This window comes from Thermovenabulum sp. (assembly GCF_049723235.1).
Taxonomy (GTDB): Bacteria; Bacillota; Thermosediminibacteria; order Thermosediminibacterales; family Thermosediminibacteraceae; genus Thermovenabulum.
Window position 1 is genome coordinate 215,801 of the sequence record NZ_JBNARB010000001.1, and the last position, 17,047, is coordinate 232,847.

Annotated in this window: 17 protein-coding genes and 2 tRNA genes; 18 read left to right on the plus strand and 1 reads right to left on the minus strand. The window is 39.3% G+C overall.

From position 1 onward, the window contains the following. Positions 1–37 precede the first annotated feature (37 nt). The 9 genes from ACPLOV_RS01025 to rbr all read left to right on the plus strand — a co-directional run bounded on the left by ACPLOV_RS01025 (position 38) and on the right by rbr (position 10,073). A complete protein-coding gene (locus tag ACPLOV_RS01025) occupies positions 38–1,072 on the plus strand; it encodes a sugar-binding transcriptional regulator (protein WP_424909089.1) in 1,035 nt (344 codons plus the stop codon). Then, positions 1,065–2,249, plus strand: a complete 1,185-nt coding sequence (locus tag ACPLOV_RS01030; RefSeq protein WP_424910333.1) for a phosphoglycerate kinase — start codon at positions 1,065–1,067, stop codon at positions 2,247–2,249. Before ACPLOV_RS01025 ends, ACPLOV_RS01030 begins: the two co-directional genes overlap by 8 nt. Before the next feature lie 16 nt (positions 2,250–2,265). Next, positions 2,266–3,033, plus strand: coding sequence for a triose-phosphate isomerase (gene tpiA, locus ACPLOV_RS01035; protein ID WP_424910334.1), 768 nt, complete (start codon positions 2,266–2,268; stop codon positions 3,031–3,033). 2 nt (positions 3,034–3,035) lie between these two features. Beyond that, on the plus strand, positions 3,036–4,574 hold the full coding sequence (gene gpmI, locus ACPLOV_RS01040) for a 2,3-bisphosphoglycerate-independent phosphoglycerate mutase (RefSeq protein ID WP_424909092.1): 1,539 nt from the start codon (positions 3,036–3,038) through the stop codon (positions 4,572–4,574). Between the two features lie 24 nt (positions 4,575–4,598). Next, the gene (eno, locus tag ACPLOV_RS01045; RefSeq protein WP_424910335.1) at positions 4,599–5,885 is read left to right on the plus strand and encodes a phosphopyruvate hydratase; all 1,287 of its coding nucleotides are present in this window, start codon (positions 4,599–4,601) and stop codon (positions 5,883–5,885) included. Between the two features lie 231 nt (positions 5,886–6,116). Further along, positions 6,117–6,356: a preprotein translocase subunit SecG gene (gene secG, locus ACPLOV_RS01050; protein ID WP_424909094.1), complete on the plus strand. Its 240-nt coding sequence runs from the start codon at positions 6,117–6,119 to the stop codon at positions 6,354–6,356. Positions 6,357–6,381: 25 nt separating this feature from the next. Next, positions 6,382–8,385 (plus strand): sodium-translocating pyrophosphatase, encoded by a 2,004-nt coding sequence (locus ACPLOV_RS01055; RefSeq protein WP_424910336.1) that lies wholly within the window; start codon positions 6,382–6,384, stop codon positions 8,383–8,385. Positions 8,386–8,540: 155 nt separating this feature from the next. Continuing rightward, complete coding sequence (locus tag ACPLOV_RS01060; RefSeq protein ID WP_424909096.1) at positions 8,541–9,461, plus strand: slipin family protein; 921 nt, start codon at positions 8,541–8,543, stop codon at positions 9,459–9,461. Between the two features lie 78 nt (positions 9,462–9,539). Further along, complete coding sequence (rbr, locus tag ACPLOV_RS01065) at positions 9,540–10,073, plus strand: rubrerythrin (protein ID WP_424909097.1); 534 nt, start codon at positions 9,540–9,542, stop codon at positions 10,071–10,073. A 40-nt stretch (positions 10,074–10,113) separates the two neighbouring features. On the opposite strand, the gene ACPLOV_RS01070 is transcribed toward rbr, so the two are convergent. Then, complete coding sequence (locus ACPLOV_RS01070; protein ID WP_424910337.1) at positions 10,114–10,500, minus strand: desulfoferrodoxin; 387 nt, start codon at positions 10,498–10,500, stop codon at positions 10,114–10,116. A 168-nt stretch (positions 10,501–10,668) separates the two neighbouring features. On the opposite strand from ACPLOV_RS01070, the gene ACPLOV_RS01075 reads away from it, so the two are divergent. The 9 genes from ACPLOV_RS01075 to ACPLOV_RS01115 all read left to right on the plus strand — a co-directional run bounded on the left by ACPLOV_RS01075 (position 10,669) and on the right by ACPLOV_RS01115 (position 17,045). Next, positions 10,669–11,217: a Chromate resistance protein ChrB gene (locus ACPLOV_RS01075; RefSeq protein WP_424910338.1), complete on the plus strand. Its 549-nt coding sequence runs from the start codon at positions 10,669–10,671 to the stop codon at positions 11,215–11,217. 1 nt (position 11,218) lies between these two features. Then, a complete protein-coding gene (locus ACPLOV_RS01080; protein ID WP_424910339.1) occupies positions 11,219–12,349 on the plus strand; it encodes an MFS transporter in 1,131 nt (376 codons plus the stop codon). 84 nt (positions 12,350–12,433) lie between these two features. Beyond that, positions 12,434–12,985, plus strand: a complete 552-nt coding sequence (locus ACPLOV_RS01085; protein ID WP_424909099.1) for an HD domain-containing protein — start codon at positions 12,434–12,436, stop codon at positions 12,983–12,985. A gap of 28 nt (positions 12,986–13,013) precedes the next feature. Further along, the gene (gene rnr, locus ACPLOV_RS01090; protein ID WP_424910340.1) at positions 13,014–15,140 is read left to right on the plus strand and encodes a ribonuclease R; all 2,127 of its coding nucleotides are present in this window, start codon (positions 13,014–13,016) and stop codon (positions 15,138–15,140) included. A 13-nt stretch (positions 15,141–15,153) separates the two neighbouring features. Then, positions 15,154–15,624: an SsrA-binding protein SmpB gene (gene smpB / locus ACPLOV_RS01095; protein ID WP_424909101.1), complete on the plus strand. Its 471-nt coding sequence runs from the start codon at positions 15,154–15,156 to the stop codon at positions 15,622–15,624. A gap of 16 nt (positions 15,625–15,640) precedes the next feature. Continuing rightward, positions 15,641–15,838: a MoaD/ThiS family protein gene (locus ACPLOV_RS01100; protein WP_424909102.1), complete on the plus strand. Its 198-nt coding sequence runs from the start codon at positions 15,641–15,643 to the stop codon at positions 15,836–15,838. A gap of 14 nt (positions 15,839–15,852) precedes the next feature. Further along, on the plus strand, positions 15,853–16,755 hold the full coding sequence (locus tag ACPLOV_RS01105) for an ATP-binding protein (RefSeq protein WP_424910341.1): 903 nt from the start codon (positions 15,853–15,855) through the stop codon (positions 16,753–16,755). A gap of 130 nt (positions 16,756–16,885) precedes the next feature. Then, positions 16,886–16,959: transfer RNA gene (locus tag ACPLOV_RS01110), tRNA-Gln, on the plus strand. A gap of 10 nt (positions 16,960–16,969) precedes the next feature. After that, positions 16,970–17,045: transfer RNA gene (locus tag ACPLOV_RS01115), tRNA-Glu, on the plus strand. Positions 17,046–17,047: the final 2 nt, after the last annotated feature.

Here is a 17,047-nt window from a genome sequence, read left to right on the forward strand (position 1 = left end):
GGCTATTTTTCTAAAACTGAAGGTAAAGGAGATTTTAATGGAAAATATCGCAGAACTTATTAATAAAATTTCGCCGGAATTTGTGGAAATAATTGAAAAAAGGTACAGGATTTTAAAAAATATACAGTACTATCAGCCGATAGGCAGAAGGCTGTTGGCTAATTACACTCATTTTACCGAGAGGACTTTAAGAACGGAGATAAAAAAACTTTTAGAATTCGGTCTTCTTGAAGTTGACGATAATGGTATGAAATTGACGAAGGCGGGAGAAAGCCTAATCGGCGATATGGAGGAATTTATTTTCAATTTAAAGGGATTGAATCGTTATGTAACGAATATAGAGAATATGTACAACTGCCATTGCTTGATCGTTCCCGGGGATGCTGATTCCGATGAAAGCGTAAAAAGAGAAATGGGGAAGAAAGCAGCTACCCTTTTAAAGAGCTTGATTAAAGGTAAAGAAATTATTGCTGTTACCGGTGGATCCACGATGGCAGAAATACCCAGAGGTATTACAAAAACTATGGAATACGAAAATGTAATGGTGGTTCCTGCAAGGGGTGGTTTGGGAGAAAGGGTGGAATACCAGGCAAATACCATTGCTGCGGAAATGGCGAAAAAACTTGGAGCTAAATACAAACTTCTATTTGTCCCGGAAAATTTACGACCGGAAACCTTAAAGACCATTATTGAGGAGCCCGTGCTCTCAGAGGTAATTTCCATGATCAAAAAAGCTGATATTTTAATTCACGGTATAGGTATAGCTGAGGAAATGGCAAGAAGAAGGGGGCTTTCTCAAAGGGAGATTGAGATAATCAAAGAAAAGGGAGCCGTTGCAGAAGCGTTTGGTTACTATTTTGATATTGAAGGAAAGGTTGTCCACTATACACCCAGCGCGGGGATTGGCATTGATGAGATAAAAAACATTTCTACCGTGATATCGGTGGCCGGAGGGAAAAAGAAGGCCCTTGCTATCAAGGCTTTTATAAAATTTTTTAGTCCTAAGTATCTCATTACCGATGAAGGCGCTGTAACAAATCTTATGAATTGGGAGGGAACACAAGGTGAATAAAAAAACAGTAAAGGATTTTGATGTAAAAGGCAAAAGGGTTTTTGTGCGCGTGGATTTCAACGTGCCGTTAGATGAGAATGGTAACATCACCGACGATACAAGAATAAGAGCAGCTCTTCCTACAATTAATTACCTTGTAGAAAATCAAGCCAAGGTCATTCTTGCTTCCCATCTCGGTAGACCAAAAGGTAAGTTTAATCTCAAATACAGCTTATCGCCTGTAGCCAGAAGACTTTCTCAGCTTCTAAATAAGGAAGTAATTTTTGCCGAAGATTGTATAGGGGAAAAGGTTGAAAATTTGGTAAGTAATATGAACCCAGGGGACGTATTATTATTGGAAAACCTCCGATTCTATCCTCAGGAAGAGGAAAATGACAGAGATTTTGCAAAGAAACTTGCTGATCTGGCGGAAATTTACATAAACGATGCTTTCGGTACAGCTCACAGAGCCCATGCTTCTACCGCTGGAATTGCGGAATTTTTACCATCGGGTGCGGGCTTTTTAATGCAGAAGGAAATTGAGATAATGGGAAAGGCTCTGGAAAATCCGGAAAGGCCTTTTGTGGCGGTTCTCGGCGGCGCAAAAGTAAGTGACAAAATTGGTGTCATTACCAATTTGCTGAATAAAGTAGACTCCCTACTAATTGGAGGGGGGATGGCTTTTACCTTCTTAAAAGCCTTAGGTTATGAAATTGGTAGATCATTACTGGAAGAGGATAAAATAGAACTGGCCGGGTCTATAATTAAAGATGCCAGGGAAAAAGGTGTAAAATTGGAATTACCCGAGGATGTAGTTGTTGCAGAAGAAATAAAAGAAGGAACCAATTATAAAACCGTATCCGTAGGAGAAATCCCCTCAAATTTAATAGGGGTAGATATTGGAGAGAAGACGAGGGAAAAGTTTGCACAAATAATTAAAAAAGCTAAACTGGTGGTTTGGAACGGGCCAATGGGTGTATTTGAAATAAAATCCTTTGCAAAAGGTACTCTTGCAATCGCAGAGGCTATGGCGGAATCGGGAGCTATTACAATTGTCGGTGGCGGAGATTCGGCTGCAGCAGTGGAACAGCTTGGATTTGCAGATAAAATGACACATATTTCCACAGGTGGGGGAGCATCTCTTGAGTTTTTGGAAGGCAAGGAACTTCCAGGGGTTGCAGTATTAAATGATAAGTGATATGGGGGTATTTTGGATGAGACGTCCCTTAATTGCGGGTAATTGGAAGATGTACAACAATGTTTCTGAGACCCTAGTGTTTTTTGATAATTTTATAAAATTAGTAGAAAACTTAGAAGGGGTAGAGGTTGCAATTTTCCCTCCTTTTACAAGCCTGTGGGAGGCTGCCAAAAAAACTGCGGGAACTAAAATAAAGATTGGAGCTCAAAATGTGCACTGGGAGGAAAAGGGCGCTTTTACAGGCGAAATTTCACCGAACATGCTTAAAGAAATACCCTGCGAGTACGTGATTATAGGCCATTCCGAAAGAAGGCAGTATTTTGCAGAGTCCGATGAAACGGTAAATAAAAAGGTGCGGGCAGTTTTAAAGCACGGTATAAAGCCGGTTATTTGCGTTGGAGAAAATTTAAAAGAAAGGGAAGAGAATCTAACGTTAAAAGTAGTTTTGCCTCAGGTTCGTAAAGCATTAGCAGATGTAGAGCTTTTAAGCGGAGAAGAGATAGTTTTTGCTTATGAACCAATCTGGGCCATTGGTACGGGAAAGGTTGCTACCCCCGAAGATGCTCAGGAAGTTATAAAAAATATTAGAAAGGAAATAGAAACCCTTTATAATAAAAATATTGCAGAGAATGTTAGAATACTATATGGAGGCAGTGTAAAACCGGATAATATCAAAGCGCTGATGCAGGAACGGGATATAGATGGGGTTTTAGTAGGCGGCGCCAGCGTGGATCCGCAGAGTTTTTACAAAATATGTGCTTACAAAGAACAGGGAGTTGAATAATTGTGAGGAAAAAACCTTTGGTACTGGTAATCCTGGATGGATGGGGACTTGATGATAGGGTAGAAGTAAATGCAATAGCCAGGGCAAATACACCCAATTTCGATAGATATTTTAAAGATTATTTCAGTACAATTTTAGAAGCCAGCGGTTTAGCTGTAGGTCTTCCGGAAGGGCAAATGGGGAATTCGGAAGTGGGACATTTAAATTTAGGTGCCGGAAGAATAGTATATCAGGAACTTACCCGGATTAGTGAGGATATAAAAAAGGGCGAATTTTTTAAGAATGAAGTTTTATTAAAAGCAGTGGAAAATGTAAAGGCAAATAATAGCTCCTTACACTTAATGGGTTTACTGTCCGATGGAGGTGTCCACAGCCATATAGAGCATCTTTTCGCACTCCTTCGATTGGCCAAGGAACACCAGGTGGAAAGGGTTTATATTCACGCTTTTTTGGATGGACGGGATGTCCCACCTGCCTGTGCCGGAATTTATATAGAACAATTAGAAGAAAAGATGAGGGAATTGGGAACCGGCAAGATAGCGACCATTTCGGGTAGATACTATGCGATGGACAGGGACAAAAGATGGGATAGAACTCAAAAAGCTTATGATGCAATGGTCTTAGGAGAAGGTATTTACGCCGGTAGCGCTAAGGATGCCCTTGAAATGGCTTACGAAAGAGGAGAAACCGATGAGTTTGTAACACCCACTGTTATTTTAAAAGATGATAGAACACCTGTTGCTACAATAAACGACCGGGATTCAATTATATTTTTTAACTTCAGACCGGACAGGGCAAGGCAGCTTACCTATGCCTTTTGCGATGAGGATTTTGAGTGTTTTATTAGAAGGAAAGGTTTCATAAAGGTATATTACGTTTCAATGACCCAGTACGATGAAAAGGTGAAAAACGCCAATGTGGCATATAAACCCCAATCCCTAAATAATATTTTTGGAGAAGTAATATCGAAAGCGGGATTTAAGCAGCTGAGAATTGCCGAAACGGAAAAATACGCCCATGTTACCTTCTTTTTTAACGGAGGATTGGAAAAAGCTTTTCCCGGAGAGGATAGAATACTTATCCCGTCTCCAAAAGTTCCGACTTACGATATTAAACCGGAAATGAGTGCCTATGAAGTAACGGAGGAAGTAATCCGGCAAATAAATAGAAATTACTACGATGTAATAATTTTAAACTTTGCGAACCCGGATATGGTCGGTCACACCGGAGTTTTTGATGCGGCGGTAAAAGCGGTGGAAGCAGTGGACGATTGTTTGGGCAGGGTGGTGGATGCGGTTAAAAAAACAGGGGGCATTACCATAATCACTGCTGATCACGGAAATGTGGAAAGGATGAAGGACCCGGAGACCGGTGAACCATACACCGCCCACACCAGTGATCCTGTACCGTTTATAATAATAGATGATAAAGCATATAAACTGCGGAGGGGTATTCTTGCGGATGTGGCTCCCACAATGCTTTATCTTTTAGGTTTAGATAAACCCGAGGAAATGACGGGTCAAAATTTAATATTAGAATAAATTTTGTAAAGAAAGGGGATTTATATGTCAACTATCGTTGATGTTTATGCAAGAGAGATACTGGACTCCAGAGGAAATCCAACAATTGAAGTTGAAGTGGTTCTGGAAGACGGCAGTTTTGGAAGGGCTGCAGTGCCATCGGGAGCTTCTACAGGCCAGTTTGAAGCAGTGGAGTTAAGGGATAAGGATCCCAAAAGATTTTACGGAAAAGGCGTATTAAAGGCTGTGGAAAATGTGAACAGCGTTATTGCCCGGGAAATCATAGGAATGGATGCGCTTGATCAGCTGAATATAGACAGTTTGTTAATCGATCTTGACGGAACTCCCAATAAGGGAAAACTCGGGGCCAATGCAATACTTGGCGTTTCCTTAGCCTGTGCTAAGGCTGCAGCCGATTATTTGGGGATAAGTCTTTACAGATACATAGGTGGAGTAAATGCAAAAATTCTGCCCGTACCTATGATGAATATTTTAAATGGCGGTAAGCATGCGGATAACAATGTGGACCTACAGGAATTCATGATAATGCCTGTTGGTGCAAAAAGCTTTGCCCAGGCTTTAAGAATGGGATCGGAAACCTTTCATACTTTAAAAAAGGTATTGGCTGATAAAGGATTAAATACGGCTGTAGGGGACGAGGGTGGCTTTGCTCCGAATCTTTCTTCCAATGAAGAAGCAATAAAGGTTATATTAGAAGCCGTGGAAAAAGCGGGTTACGTTCCCGGTGAAGATATTTTTATTGCACTCGATCCTGCTGCCACGGAGTTTTATAAAGATGGAAAATATCAATTAAAAGGAGAAGGCCTTGATTACGATTCAGCGGGAATGGTAGAGTATTACGTAAAGTTGGTAGAAAAATACCCCATTATATCTATTGAAGACGGTATGGCAGAGGAAGACTGGGAAGGTTGGAAAATGCTAACCCAGGCTCTTGGGAATAAAATTCAGCTGGTGGGAGACGACCTTTTTGTTACAAATACTGAGAGGTTGGAGAGAGGGATAAAGCTCGGAGTTGCAAATTCGATACTTATAAAACTCAATCAAATCGGTACTCTAACGGAAACTTTAAATGCTATAAAAATGGCTGAACGTGCGGGTTATACTGCTATAATATCCCATAGATCCGGGGAAACTGAAGATACAACGATATCAGACCTGGTAGTTGCGGTAAATGCCGGACAAATTAAAACAGGAGCACCTTCGAGAACCGATAGGGTTGCAAAATACAACCAGCTTTTAAGAATTGAAGAAGAACTCGGGATTGCTGCAGAGTTTCCGGGGATGAAAGCCTTTTATAATATTAAAAGATAGAAAAGTAATTTCATAGGGATTAAAAGGGCCTCAGAATATATATAAAACAATGAGGCCTTTTTTATTTAACATTGATTATTATAAAATACATGAATTTTAGAAATAATACTGATAAACCAAGAAAACATTTATTTTAGCTATAGAGATAGATTTAAAAACTGTAAAATATTGAGTTTTTTTGCACATTGTGATAAAATAACTTTCGTTAATTAAAATATAGGGGGTGCAAAGATGTCGGCACTAAAAGTTGCTGTATCAATTATCTACATGCTAATTTGCATTGGACTTATTGTTACTGTCCTTTTACAGCCCGGTAAAAGTGCGGGCCTTTCAGGGGTAATCGGTGGAGGAGCAGAACTTTTTTTCGGTAAGAAAAAGGGTATAGAAGAAAAACTTGCAAAATTTACCGAGATTCTTGCTGCCCTGTTTTTGATATTATCAATAGTTATGATGATATTATTTACAAAATAACATATATTTTGGAGGGAGCATGACAATGGAAAATTTAATAGCACTGGCGCCCATAGCAGGGATAGTGGCACTTGTTTTTGCTTTTTTCCTTGCTATGAAGGTGGTAAAAAGTCCTGCCGGCAACCAAAGGATGCAGGAAATTTGCGAAGCGATTCATGAAGGCGCAATGGCGTTTCTCTTTAGAGAATATAGAACCCTTGTGGTTTTTGTCGCAGCAATGTTTTTGATAATAGGCTTTTTCATAAGCTGGAATACGGCGGTATGCTACATTACTGGTTCAATTGCATCGGTGCTTGCAGGTTTTATTGGAATGAATGTGGCAACCCGTGCGAATGTAAGAACAGCTAATGCCGCCCAGGAAGGTCAAAACAAAGCCTTGAGCATCGCTTTTTCAGGTGGGGCAGTTATGGGAATGTCCGTTGTCGGTCTGGGGCTACTCGGACTGGGAATAATGTATTACCTTTTTGGAAATCCGTCGGATGTAAAAAGTTTTGAAGTTATAAACGGATTTGCACTGGGAGCAAGTTCGATCGCCCTTTTTGCAAGGGTAGGCGGCGGAATATACACGAAAGCAGCGGATGTTGGAGCAGACCTTGTGGGTAAAGTTGAAGCGGGAATTCCCGAGGATGACCCCAGAAACCCTGCCGTAATTGCGGACAACGTGGGCGATAACGTTGGCGACGTAGCAGGAATGGGTGCTGACCTTTTTGAATCCTATGTGGGTTCCATAGTTTCCGGAATGGCTATTGGTGCCGTTGCTGTGAGCACCACAACGGGACAACCCTACGGTATAAAGGGTATTATTTTCCCGCTTATAATAGCTGCTGCGGGCATCATCAGCTCAATTATAGGCACATTATTCGTAAGAACAGGTGAAGGCAGTGATCCTCAGAAAGCCTTACGAAATGGAACCTTTGCCAGCGCGATTCTTGTTATTATCTCGAGCTTTTTCTTGAGTAAATACATACTGGGAGAGATAAACGTTTTTTATGCAACAGCATCAGGAATAGTAGTGGGTACAATTATAGGTCTATTGACGGAAATATATACTTCTTCGAGTTATGCTTCAGTAAAAGAGATTGCGAAAGCATCACAAACCGGTCCTGCGACAAATATTATTACTGGTCTTGCAGTAGGTATGAAAAGTACAGCTTTACCGGTTATCTTCATTGCCCTTTCAGTTATTCTCTCCTATAAGTTAGCGGGACTTTACGGTATTGCCTTAGCGGCAATCGGTATGCTTTCTACGACAGGCATGACGGTAGCAGTAGACGCTTACGGTCCAATAGCAGATAACGCGGGTGGAATTGCTGAAATGGCAGAACTCGATCCATCCGTAAGAAAGATTACCGATAAGCTGGACGCTGTAGGAAATACAACTGCAGCTATGGGTAAAGGATTTGCCATAGGATCCGCAGCTTTAACAGCTCTTGCTCTTTTCTCGGCATATACTTCTGCAGCAGGATTAAGAGAAGGCATAAACCTTTTAAATGCGGAAGTAATTGTAGGGCTTTTAATTGGCGGTATGCTTCCTTACTTATTCTCCGCTATGACAATGGAAGCTGTTGGTAAGGCTGCATATCAAATGATAGAAGAGGTGCGCCGTCAATTCAGAGAGATTCCGGGAATAATGGAAGAAAAAGCAAAACCCGATTATGCCAGGTGTGTTGATATAAGTACAAGAGCAGCCCTTAAAGAAATGATTATTCCCGGTCTTATGGCGGTAGCAGTTCCTTTGCTAATAGGGTTCATTTTTGGGAAGGAAGCCTTAGGAGGGCTCTTAGCCGGTGCACTGGTAACCGGGGTAATGATAGCTATACAAATGGCAAACTCCGGTGGAGCATGGGACAATGCTAAGAAATATATTGAAGAAGGAAACTACGGAGGCAAAGGTACACCTACCCATGCAGCGGCGGTAGTAGGTGATACGGTGGGTGATCCTTTCAAGGATACTTCCGGCCCTTCATTAAACATCTTAATAAAACTTATGACGATTGTGGCTTTGGTTTTTGCACCCCTTTTCATGTAATAACAAAATCCCTGCACTTTGGTGCAGGGTTTTTTGTTATTAAAAATATTTGAGATGTATACTATAATAATGAAATCAAGAGAAAAAAAGGAAAATAGTTTGAAATAATTGGCAAAATGGTGTATATTAAGTTTAAAGGATGGAGGTGTAAGCAAATGGTTTTTAATATCTGGGCGTTTCTCAATACCGTTAACTTTATTGTAATAATTATTCAAGCACTTTTTTGTGTTGCATGGGTATTATTTTCATTAAATTCTAAAAGAACTTCAGTAATAGTTTTAACTTCTGCAATCTCGGCGGTTATTCTTGGTGCTTCAATTTTTGCAGGTAACCTGGTGTTTTCAATAATATTGTTTTTTATATTGATTTCGTTAATGGCAAATACCGTTAAAATTGTAAATGAATATCAAAGAGGGGTTTTACTGAGATTTGGAAAATTTGCATACGTTGTTGGACCAGGTATTAATGTAATTATGCCCTTTGGGATTGACAGGATGCTCATAGTAGACTTAAGGACTGCTACAATTGATGTTCCAAGACAGGAGATCATAACAAAGGACAACATACCCGTAAATATCGATGCGGTAGTTTATTTTAACGTATTTCAACCTGAACTTGCGGTATTAAAAGTGCAAAATTACTTCAATGCTACCAGTTTACTTGCTCAGACGATTCTAAGAGCAATATTGGGTAAATACGATTTAGACGAGATACTGGCAAAAAGGCAGGAACTAAATGAAATGCTAAGAGAGGAGCTCGATAGAGCTACGGATCCCTGGGGCGTAAAAGTAACCGCTACGGAGATAAAATCTATTGAATTGCCGGAAGAAATGAAACGCGCCATGGCAAAGCAGGCTGAGGCGGAGAGGGAAAGAAGAGCTAAAATCATTAGAGCGGAAGGGGAACTCCAGGCCGCAGAGAAATTATCGGAAGCCGCAAGGATCATTGCACAAAATTACGGGGCATTACAGCTAAGACAATTGCAGACCCTTTCTGAAATTGCTGTAGAAAAGAATTCCACGATTATTTTCCCATTACCTATGGAAATATTAAAGTTTTTTGCAAGTAAGGATTAATTTTTAACAATGTATGAATTGACATTTTTATCGATATATGTAAATATATGAAATAAGAAAAAATAAAGGAGGGATAAAATGGAATTAAAAGGTTCAAGGACTGAGAAAAATTTACTCGAAGCCTTTGCCGGAGAATCCCAGGCGAGGAATAAGTACACCTATTTTGCATCGGTAGCTAAAAAAGAGGGATATGAGCAAATTGCTTCTATATTTTTAGAAACTGCCGAGAACGAAAAAGAGCATGCGAAGGTATGGGCAAAGTATTTGGGGTTAATTGGAGATACGGCGAAAAACCTTGAAGAAGCTGCAGGCGGAGAAAACTACGAATGGACAAATATGTATAAGGAATTTGCCCGGGTAGCCAGGGAAGAAGGGTTTATTGAAATTGCCGAACATTTCGAGAAAGTTGCAGAAGTGGAAAAGGCTCATGAAGAAAGGTATAGAAAACTGCTACAGAGGTTAAAGGAAGGCAGTATTTTCAAAAATGAAACACCGATAAAATGGCGTTGCAGGAATTGCGGATACATACATGAGGGTCCTGAACCGCCGGAGAAGTGCCCGGCCTGTGACCACCCGAGGGCTTTTTACGAAAGGCTGGCTGAAAACTATTAATTAATAAGAAACGAAAAAGTGGGTTTTAAAACCCACTTTTTTATTCTTCGTTTTTTGCTGACCAGAGTCCGTGAATATTACAGTACTCCCTTGCGGTTACCTTATCCGCATCGGTGTAAAAAACAGCTTCAGGGGCTTGTCCCGGTTTTAAGAACTCTCTTAACGTACCATTTTCTGTTATGAGTTCTATCCATTCTATGAAATGCTTTTCCTCCATGGGATGGGGAACACTGCCTACCTTAACTTTAAAGCCCCCTTCTATTTTTTCAATTACCGGTACGTGTTTTTCCTTGCTTGCGTCCACGGTATTTTCTACTAAAAGGTTCATCGGTTTTCCGCAGCAAACCAGCTGTCCTTTTCCGGTATGAACTACTTCCACAATATTACCGCATATTTCGCATTTATAAATCTGTTTCAAGGATGTCATGTAAAGCCCTCCTTTCATATATTCCGTTATATTGATATATATTCTATTACAGTATTTTTTTTCCTGCAAGTATGAAAAGTAAAAGAAAAAAGTTGCTTTAAAATGAAACAAATGTTACAATATTTAAAAACATATGTTGCAAAATTATATTGAGAAGGAGGGGAATAGATGAAAGAAAATCAATCAAAAGAATGGTTACTGTTTATTTATAAGGTCCCCAAAGAACCTTCTACCCAGAGGGTAAAAGTATGGCGAAAACTTAAAGATATGGGAGCCTTTTATATTCAACAGTCGGTGGCAATAATGCCTTACTTTGAGGAAGCGGAAAAAGAAATTCTACAAATTGCCCTTGATATTAGAAATAACGGTGGAGAATCCTATGCTTTTACAGTACATAATATTTCCGACAAAGACAGGGAAATACTAATAACTAACTTTAACAGGCAAAGAGATGAGGAATACCAGGAACTTATTGAGAAATGTGAGGACTTTTTAAAAGAAATACAAAAGGAGACAGAAAGAGAAAATTTTACGTTTGCCGAGTTAGAAGAAAACGATGAGGAACTTGACAAATTAGAAAGGTGGTATGAAAAAATCTATAAAAGAGATTTTTTTTATGCTTCTAAAAGGGAATCAGCCATAAGAATAATACAAGAATGTGAAAATGCTTTAAAAGAATTTTCCATTAAGATATATCAAAGGGAAGGGATGGCTTAATATGTGGAATGTAATTGTGCTCGGGCTAACCAGTTTATTAACGGACATAAGCACCGAAATGGTATATCCTCTTCTTCCGATATATTTGACCACACGTTTGGGAGCCACACCACTAATCGTAGGGACTATAGAAGGAATTGCTGAAAGCATCGCCAGTTTACTTAAGGTTTTTTCGGGGTATTATTCGGATAAAATTAAAAAAAGGAAGGCTTTTGCCATTTCCGGTTACGGAATATCCACTGTCGGCAAGGTAATCCTTTATTTATCTTTTTCATGGCCAATGGTATTAACGGCAAGGATTTTAGATAGATTTGGGAAGGGGATAAGAACAGCTCCGAGAGATGCGTTAATCGCCGAATCGGCCAAAAAGGAAGAATTCGGTAAAGCCTTCGGACTTCACAGGGCAATGGATACCCTGGGAGCGGTGATAGGGGTATTAACAGCCTATATTTTAATAAGTATACCCGGTGTAAATTATAATAAAATATTTTTGGCATCTTTAATACCCGCCTTTCTCGGGGTAATGGCTTTGTTTTTTGTTCGAGAAAAGGGAGAAAGAGGGATAAAATCGAAAAAATTATTTCTCGAGTGGAATAAATTAGATAGCAGGCTGAAAATGTTCTTGATAATCATGTTCATTTTCACACTGGGCAACTCATCCAACCAATTTTTACTTTTGAAAGCAAAAAATGTGGGGTTTAACGATAAAACCGTGATATTATTATATCTAATTTACAATATAGTCTACGATATGCTTTCTTATCCGGCGGGGATAATTTCCGACAAAATAGGCAGAAAACGTATGATAGTAATGGGATATTTAGCTTATGGAATAGTTTATTTTGGATTTGCATTGGCAAAAATGCCGGTTACCATTTGGGTACTTTTCGGTATATACGGTCTTTACATGGCATTTACTGAAGGAGTTGAAAAAGCCTTTATTTCGGAAGTAGCACCCGAGCAAGTAAGGGGTACAATGATAGGGTTACATGCCACACTGGTAGGAATTGGACTTTTCCCGGCATCTTTTTTAGCAGGGATCCTGTGGAATCTTTTTGGACCAAGTGCCCCTTTTTATTTTGGAGGAGTAATGGGGTTACTGGCAGCTATAGGCATTAAAATATTGATATGAGTCTTTTTTCTTGAAAAATCCTGGCAAAACTTGTACAATAATTGAAAATATATTTGGTAAAAATATTAAAAGGAGTGACCGAGATTGACAAGGGAAGAAGCATTAAAAATAGTCAAAGAAAAGGTCTCCAACAAAAACCTGGTAAAACATATGATTGCCGCAGAGGCGGTAATGAGAAGGCTTGCAAAGCATTTCGGAGAAGATGAGGATAAATGGGGGTTAACGGGATTACTGCACGATGTGGATTACGATATGGTAAAGGATGACATGTCGAAGCACAGCCTTGTTGGAGGAAAACTGGCCAGGGAATGGGGACTGGGGGAAGAAATAGCCCATGCCATAGAAGCCCATAATGAAGACCATGGTATTAAAAGGGAAACCTTACTTGATAAAGCGATGTTTGCTGTCGATCCGATTACCGGCCTCATTGTTGCGAGTGCCTTAATTCATCCGGACAAAAAGCTTGCCTCAATTGATACACAATTTGTAATTAATAGATTTTACGAAAAAACTTTTGCTAAAGGTGCCAGCAGAGAAAAAATTTTAGCATGCAAAGAAATTAATCTTTCATTAGAAGAATTCGTAACTCTTGCTCTGGAGGCAATGAAGGAAATCCATCAGGAACTGGGACTTTAATATTTAAATTTACGGGGAGGCATGATAAATGAACCTTCAGGAAAAAATCTTGGAGCTAATGAAAAAAATGGAATACAAACCGATGTCCGAAGCGGAACTATTATACAGCTTAGGTCTTGAAATGAAAGAAGCCGATGTATTTCTCAAAACCTTGATGTACATGGAGAAAGAAGGGCTTGTGGTAAAAAATAGAAGGGGCAAATACGGCCTTCCCGAAAGGATGAACCTCGTTGTGGGTAGACTTGAGGGACATCGGGGAGGGTATGCCTTTTTAATTCCTGATGACCCCGAAAAGGAAGATATATATATTAGCCTTGAGAACCTGCACGGTGCTACCCATAATGACAGGGTAATAGTTAGGCCCACATATAAACCTGCCGGGGGGCGCATGGAAGGGGAAGTAATAAGAATTTTAAAAAGAGCAAATAAAAAAATAGTCGGAACCTTAGAAATACAAAAGCATGTAGCCTACGTGTCTCCCGATGATAAAAGATTCTTTTACGATGTAATAATTCCAAAAGATGAGTTAAAGGGAGCTAAATCCGGTCAAAAGGTAGTGGCGAGCATCACCAAATGGCCTGAAGGAAGGAGAAATCCTGAAGGAAGTATCGTCGAGGTGCTCGGCTACGCAGAGGAAAAAGGTGTGGATATTCTTTCAATAATAAAAAAATACGATTTACCTTTAGAGTTTCCAAAAAAGGTATTAAAGCAGATAGAAAGTATTCCCGATCATGTCGCTGAAGAAGATATAAAGGGCAGGCTGGATTTAAGGGGACATAAGATAGTAACCATAGATGGGGAGGATGCCAAGGATTTTGACGATGCAGTTTCCGTGGAAAGGATTCCCGGAGGTTACAGGCTGGGAGTTCATATTGCCGATGTCAGTTACTATGTAAAAGAAAAAACTCCTCTTGATATAGAGGCTATGAAAAGAGGCTGTAGTGTATATCTGGTTGACAGGGTAATTCCCATGCTTCCTCCCAAGCTTTCCAACGGTATTTGCAGTCTAAATCCGAGAGTGGACAGATTAACTATTAGTGTTATAATTGATTTTGATGAAAAGGGAGAAGTAAAAAAATACAATATTACCCCAAGTGTAATTAGAAGCTGTGAAAGGATGACCTACGACGAGGTAAACAGAATATTGGAGGACCAGGATGAAGAAGTTATTAAAAGATATGAATATCTGGTAGAGGATTTCAAATTAATGGCGGAGCTTGCCGCAATTTTAAATAAAAAGAGATTTGAGAGGGGCAGCCTTGATTTTAATTTAGAAGAAGCCAAGGTTAAATTAGACGAAAACGGAAAACCTGTTGCTATTGTTAGAGAAGAAAGAAGGACCTCTCACAAAATGATAGAAGAATTTATGCTTGCGGCAAATGAAGTAATAGCAGAACATATATTCTGGCTTAAGATACCTTTCGTATATAGAATTCATGAGGTTCCGGATATGGAAAAAATTTTTTCTCTTCAGGAGTTTCTCGATCATCTTGGGTATAAAATAAAGGGTATTAGAAATCTTAAACCCAAAGCACTGCAAAGGGTTCTGGAGGAAGTAAAAGGCAAACCGGAAGAGAAGGTAGTGAATACAGTACTGTTAAGGTCTTTAAAACGTGCCCGTTACAGTGATGAAAATGTTGGCCATTTTGGGCTTGCGACAAGTTTTTACACACATTTTACATCTCCTATTAGAAGGTATCCGGATCTAATAATTCACAGAATTTTAAGGGAGCAGTTGGAAGGCACTATTACCGAGAAAAGGCAGGAACAGTTAAGTAAAATTCTGGGCAAGGTAGCAAAATTATCTTCTGAAAGGGAAAGAATTGCGGATGATGCGGAAAGGGAAACGGTTGAGCTGAAAATGGTAGAATATATGGAGGATAGAATTGGGGAGGAATTTAACGGGATAATTTCGAGCACCACATCTTTTGGGTTTTTTGTGGAATTGGAAAATACCGTGGAAGGACTGGTGCATGTAAGCAACTTAGAGGATGATTATTATATATTTGATGAAAGGACATTGACTTTAAGGGGAGAAAGAACAAAAAGAGAGTTTAAAATAGGAGATAAAGTCAGGGTAAGAGTGATTAAAGTGGATAAGATAGAAAGACAGATAGATTTTGCACTGGTGGATGTCATTGAAAATGAGCTGTAAAGGGGGTATTTTTTTGCCTAAGGCGTACAGGGACCTGGTAACTAATAGAAAGGCTTATCATGATTACCACATATTAGAAACCTATGAAGCGGGAATTGCATTGGCGGGTACGGAAGTTAAATCCATACGGGAAGGGAAGGCAAATTTAAAGGATAGCTTTGCGAGGGTTGAAAACGGAGAAATTTTTATATACAATATGCACGTAAGCCCTTATGAAAAGGGCAATATTTTTAATAAAGACCCTTTGAGGCCAAGGAAACTTTTAATGCATAAAAGAGAAATAATGAGGCTTTACGGACTTGTCAAGGAAAAGGGTCTTACTCTTATTCCGTTGAAATTATATGTTAACGAAAGAGGGAGAATAAAGGTAGAGTTAGCCCTTGCCAAAGGAAAGACATTATACGACAAAAGGGAAGATATAAAAAGAAGAGATGCTCAAAGAGAAGTAGAAAAAGCTTTCAGGGAATATCAAAAAGGTTTTTAGGGGGAATTAATCATCTATGAAAATTATTTTTTATATGCCTTTTAAAAAAGAGATAGAATTGTCCGGGAATAAAACCGTAAAACAGTTAGCCCAGGAGTTGAATTTTAGTTTAGAATCCCATGTGGTATTGAAAAACGGTAAAATGGTAACGCCCGATGAATTGATAAAAGATGAAGACACTGTGGAAGTTTTATCGGCTATTTCGGGAGGATAATAAGGGGGAATAATATGCGATGCAGAAGATGCAAAGATAAGGCAGTAATATACCTTGAAAGACATAATGCTGCTTTCTGTGAAAACTGCTTTTTGCATTATTACTACAACCAGGTGGATAAAAATATAAAGAGAGAAAAAATGTTCAAAAAGGGAGAAAAGATCCTGGTAGTTGTTTCCGGCGGAAAAGACAGCATGGCTTTATGGGATGTTCTGAATAAAAACGGGTATGATGTAACTGCTATGTATATTAATTTGGGTATTGGAGATTACTCGAACAGGTCCCAGGAAATAGTTGAGAATTATGCTAAAGAAAGAAAATTACCGTTAATAATAAAAAATATTAAAGAAGAGTATGGCTTAGAAATAGGAAAAATCTCAAAAAAACTAAAAAGAAGTCCGTGTTCCATATGCGGTACAATAAAAAGATACCTCTTTAATAAAGTTGCTTTGGATGGAGGTTTTACTGCCGTAGCGACAGGACATAATTTAGATGATGAAGCGGCAACTTTGCTGGGAAATACTTTAAGCTGGCAGGAAGGATACCTGGCAAGGCAGGCTCCGGTACTTCAAAGCACTCACCCAAAACTGGTAAAAAAGGTGAAACCGCTTTTTACCCTCACAGAACGGGAGAATTTGTCTTATATTATATTTAATGGGATAAAATTTATTCATGATGAATGTCCCCATGCCGAAGGTGCCAGCTCAATATTATACAAAGAAGTTTTAAATAAATTGGAAGAGGAAAGTCCTGGTACAAAGCAGAGATTTTTAATTAATTTTTTAGAAAAGGGCAGAAAACATTTCCAGGATGTGAGAGAGGAATTAGATTTAAAGGAATGTAAAATTTGCGGCCAGGTAACCACTACTGAAATTTGCTCCTTCTGCAGGCTGGTGGAGATTTCTAAAGAGCTTTGATATTCTTCCAGAGTTAAAGTGACATTTTCACAGAGAAATTTTAATATGACATTATCCCAGAAATACAACAGAATAAAATGATACCTATTGACTTAAAATAAATAATGTGTTAATATAATTTCTGCAATGCTGCGGGATGGTGTAACGGTAGCACTCATGACTCTGGATCATGCTGTCTAGGTTCGAATCCTAGTCCCGCAGCCAAATCATTTATGGCCCTATCGTCTAGCGGTCCAGGACGCCGCCCTCTCACGGCGGAAACAGGGGTTCGAGTCCCCTTAGGGCTACCAAA

Excerpts from the sequence above, each read along its gene's own strand:
- ACPLOV_RS01025 (WP_424909089.1), top strand. The coding sequence starts at position 38 with ATGGAAAATATCGCAGAACTTATTAATAAAATTTCGCCGGAATTTGTG.
- tpiA (WP_424910334.1), top strand. The coding sequence starts at position 2,266 with ATGAGACGTCCCTTAATTGCGGGTAATTGGAAGATGTACAACAATGTT.
- eno (WP_424910335.1), top strand. The coding sequence starts at position 4,599 with ATGTCAACTATCGTTGATGTTTATGCAAGAGAGATACTGGACTCCAGA.
- secG (WP_424909094.1), top strand. The coding sequence starts at position 6,117 with ATGTCGGCACTAAAAGTTGCTGTATCAATTATCTACATGCTAATTTGC.
- ACPLOV_RS01055 (WP_424910336.1), top strand. The coding sequence starts at position 6,382 with ATGGAAAATTTAATAGCACTGGCGCCCATAGCAGGGATAGTGGCACTT.
- ACPLOV_RS01060 (WP_424909096.1), top strand. The coding sequence starts at position 8,541 with ATGGTTTTTAATATCTGGGCGTTTCTCAATACCGTTAACTTTATTGTA.
- rbr (WP_424909097.1), top strand. The coding sequence starts at position 9,540 with ATGGAATTAAAAGGTTCAAGGACTGAGAAAAATTTACTCGAAGCCTTT.
- ACPLOV_RS01070 (WP_424910337.1), bottom strand. The coding sequence starts at position 10,500 with ATGACATCCTTGAAACAGATTTATAAATGCGAAATATGCGGTAATATT.
- ACPLOV_RS01075 (WP_424910338.1), top strand. The coding sequence starts at position 10,669 with ATGAAAGAAAATCAATCAAAAGAATGGTTACTGTTTATTTATAAGGTC.
- ACPLOV_RS01080 (WP_424910339.1), top strand. The coding sequence starts at position 11,219 with ATGTGGAATGTAATTGTGCTCGGGCTAACCAGTTTATTAACGGACATA.
- rnr (WP_424910340.1), top strand. The coding sequence starts at position 13,014 with ATGAACCTTCAGGAAAAAATCTTGGAGCTAATGAAAAAAATGGAATAC.
- ACPLOV_RS01100 (WP_424909102.1), top strand. The coding sequence starts at position 15,641 with ATGAAAATTATTTTTTATATGCCTTTTAAAAAAGAGATAGAATTGTCC.
- ACPLOV_RS01105 (WP_424910341.1), top strand. The coding sequence starts at position 15,853 with ATGCGATGCAGAAGATGCAAAGATAAGGCAGTAATATACCTTGAAAGA.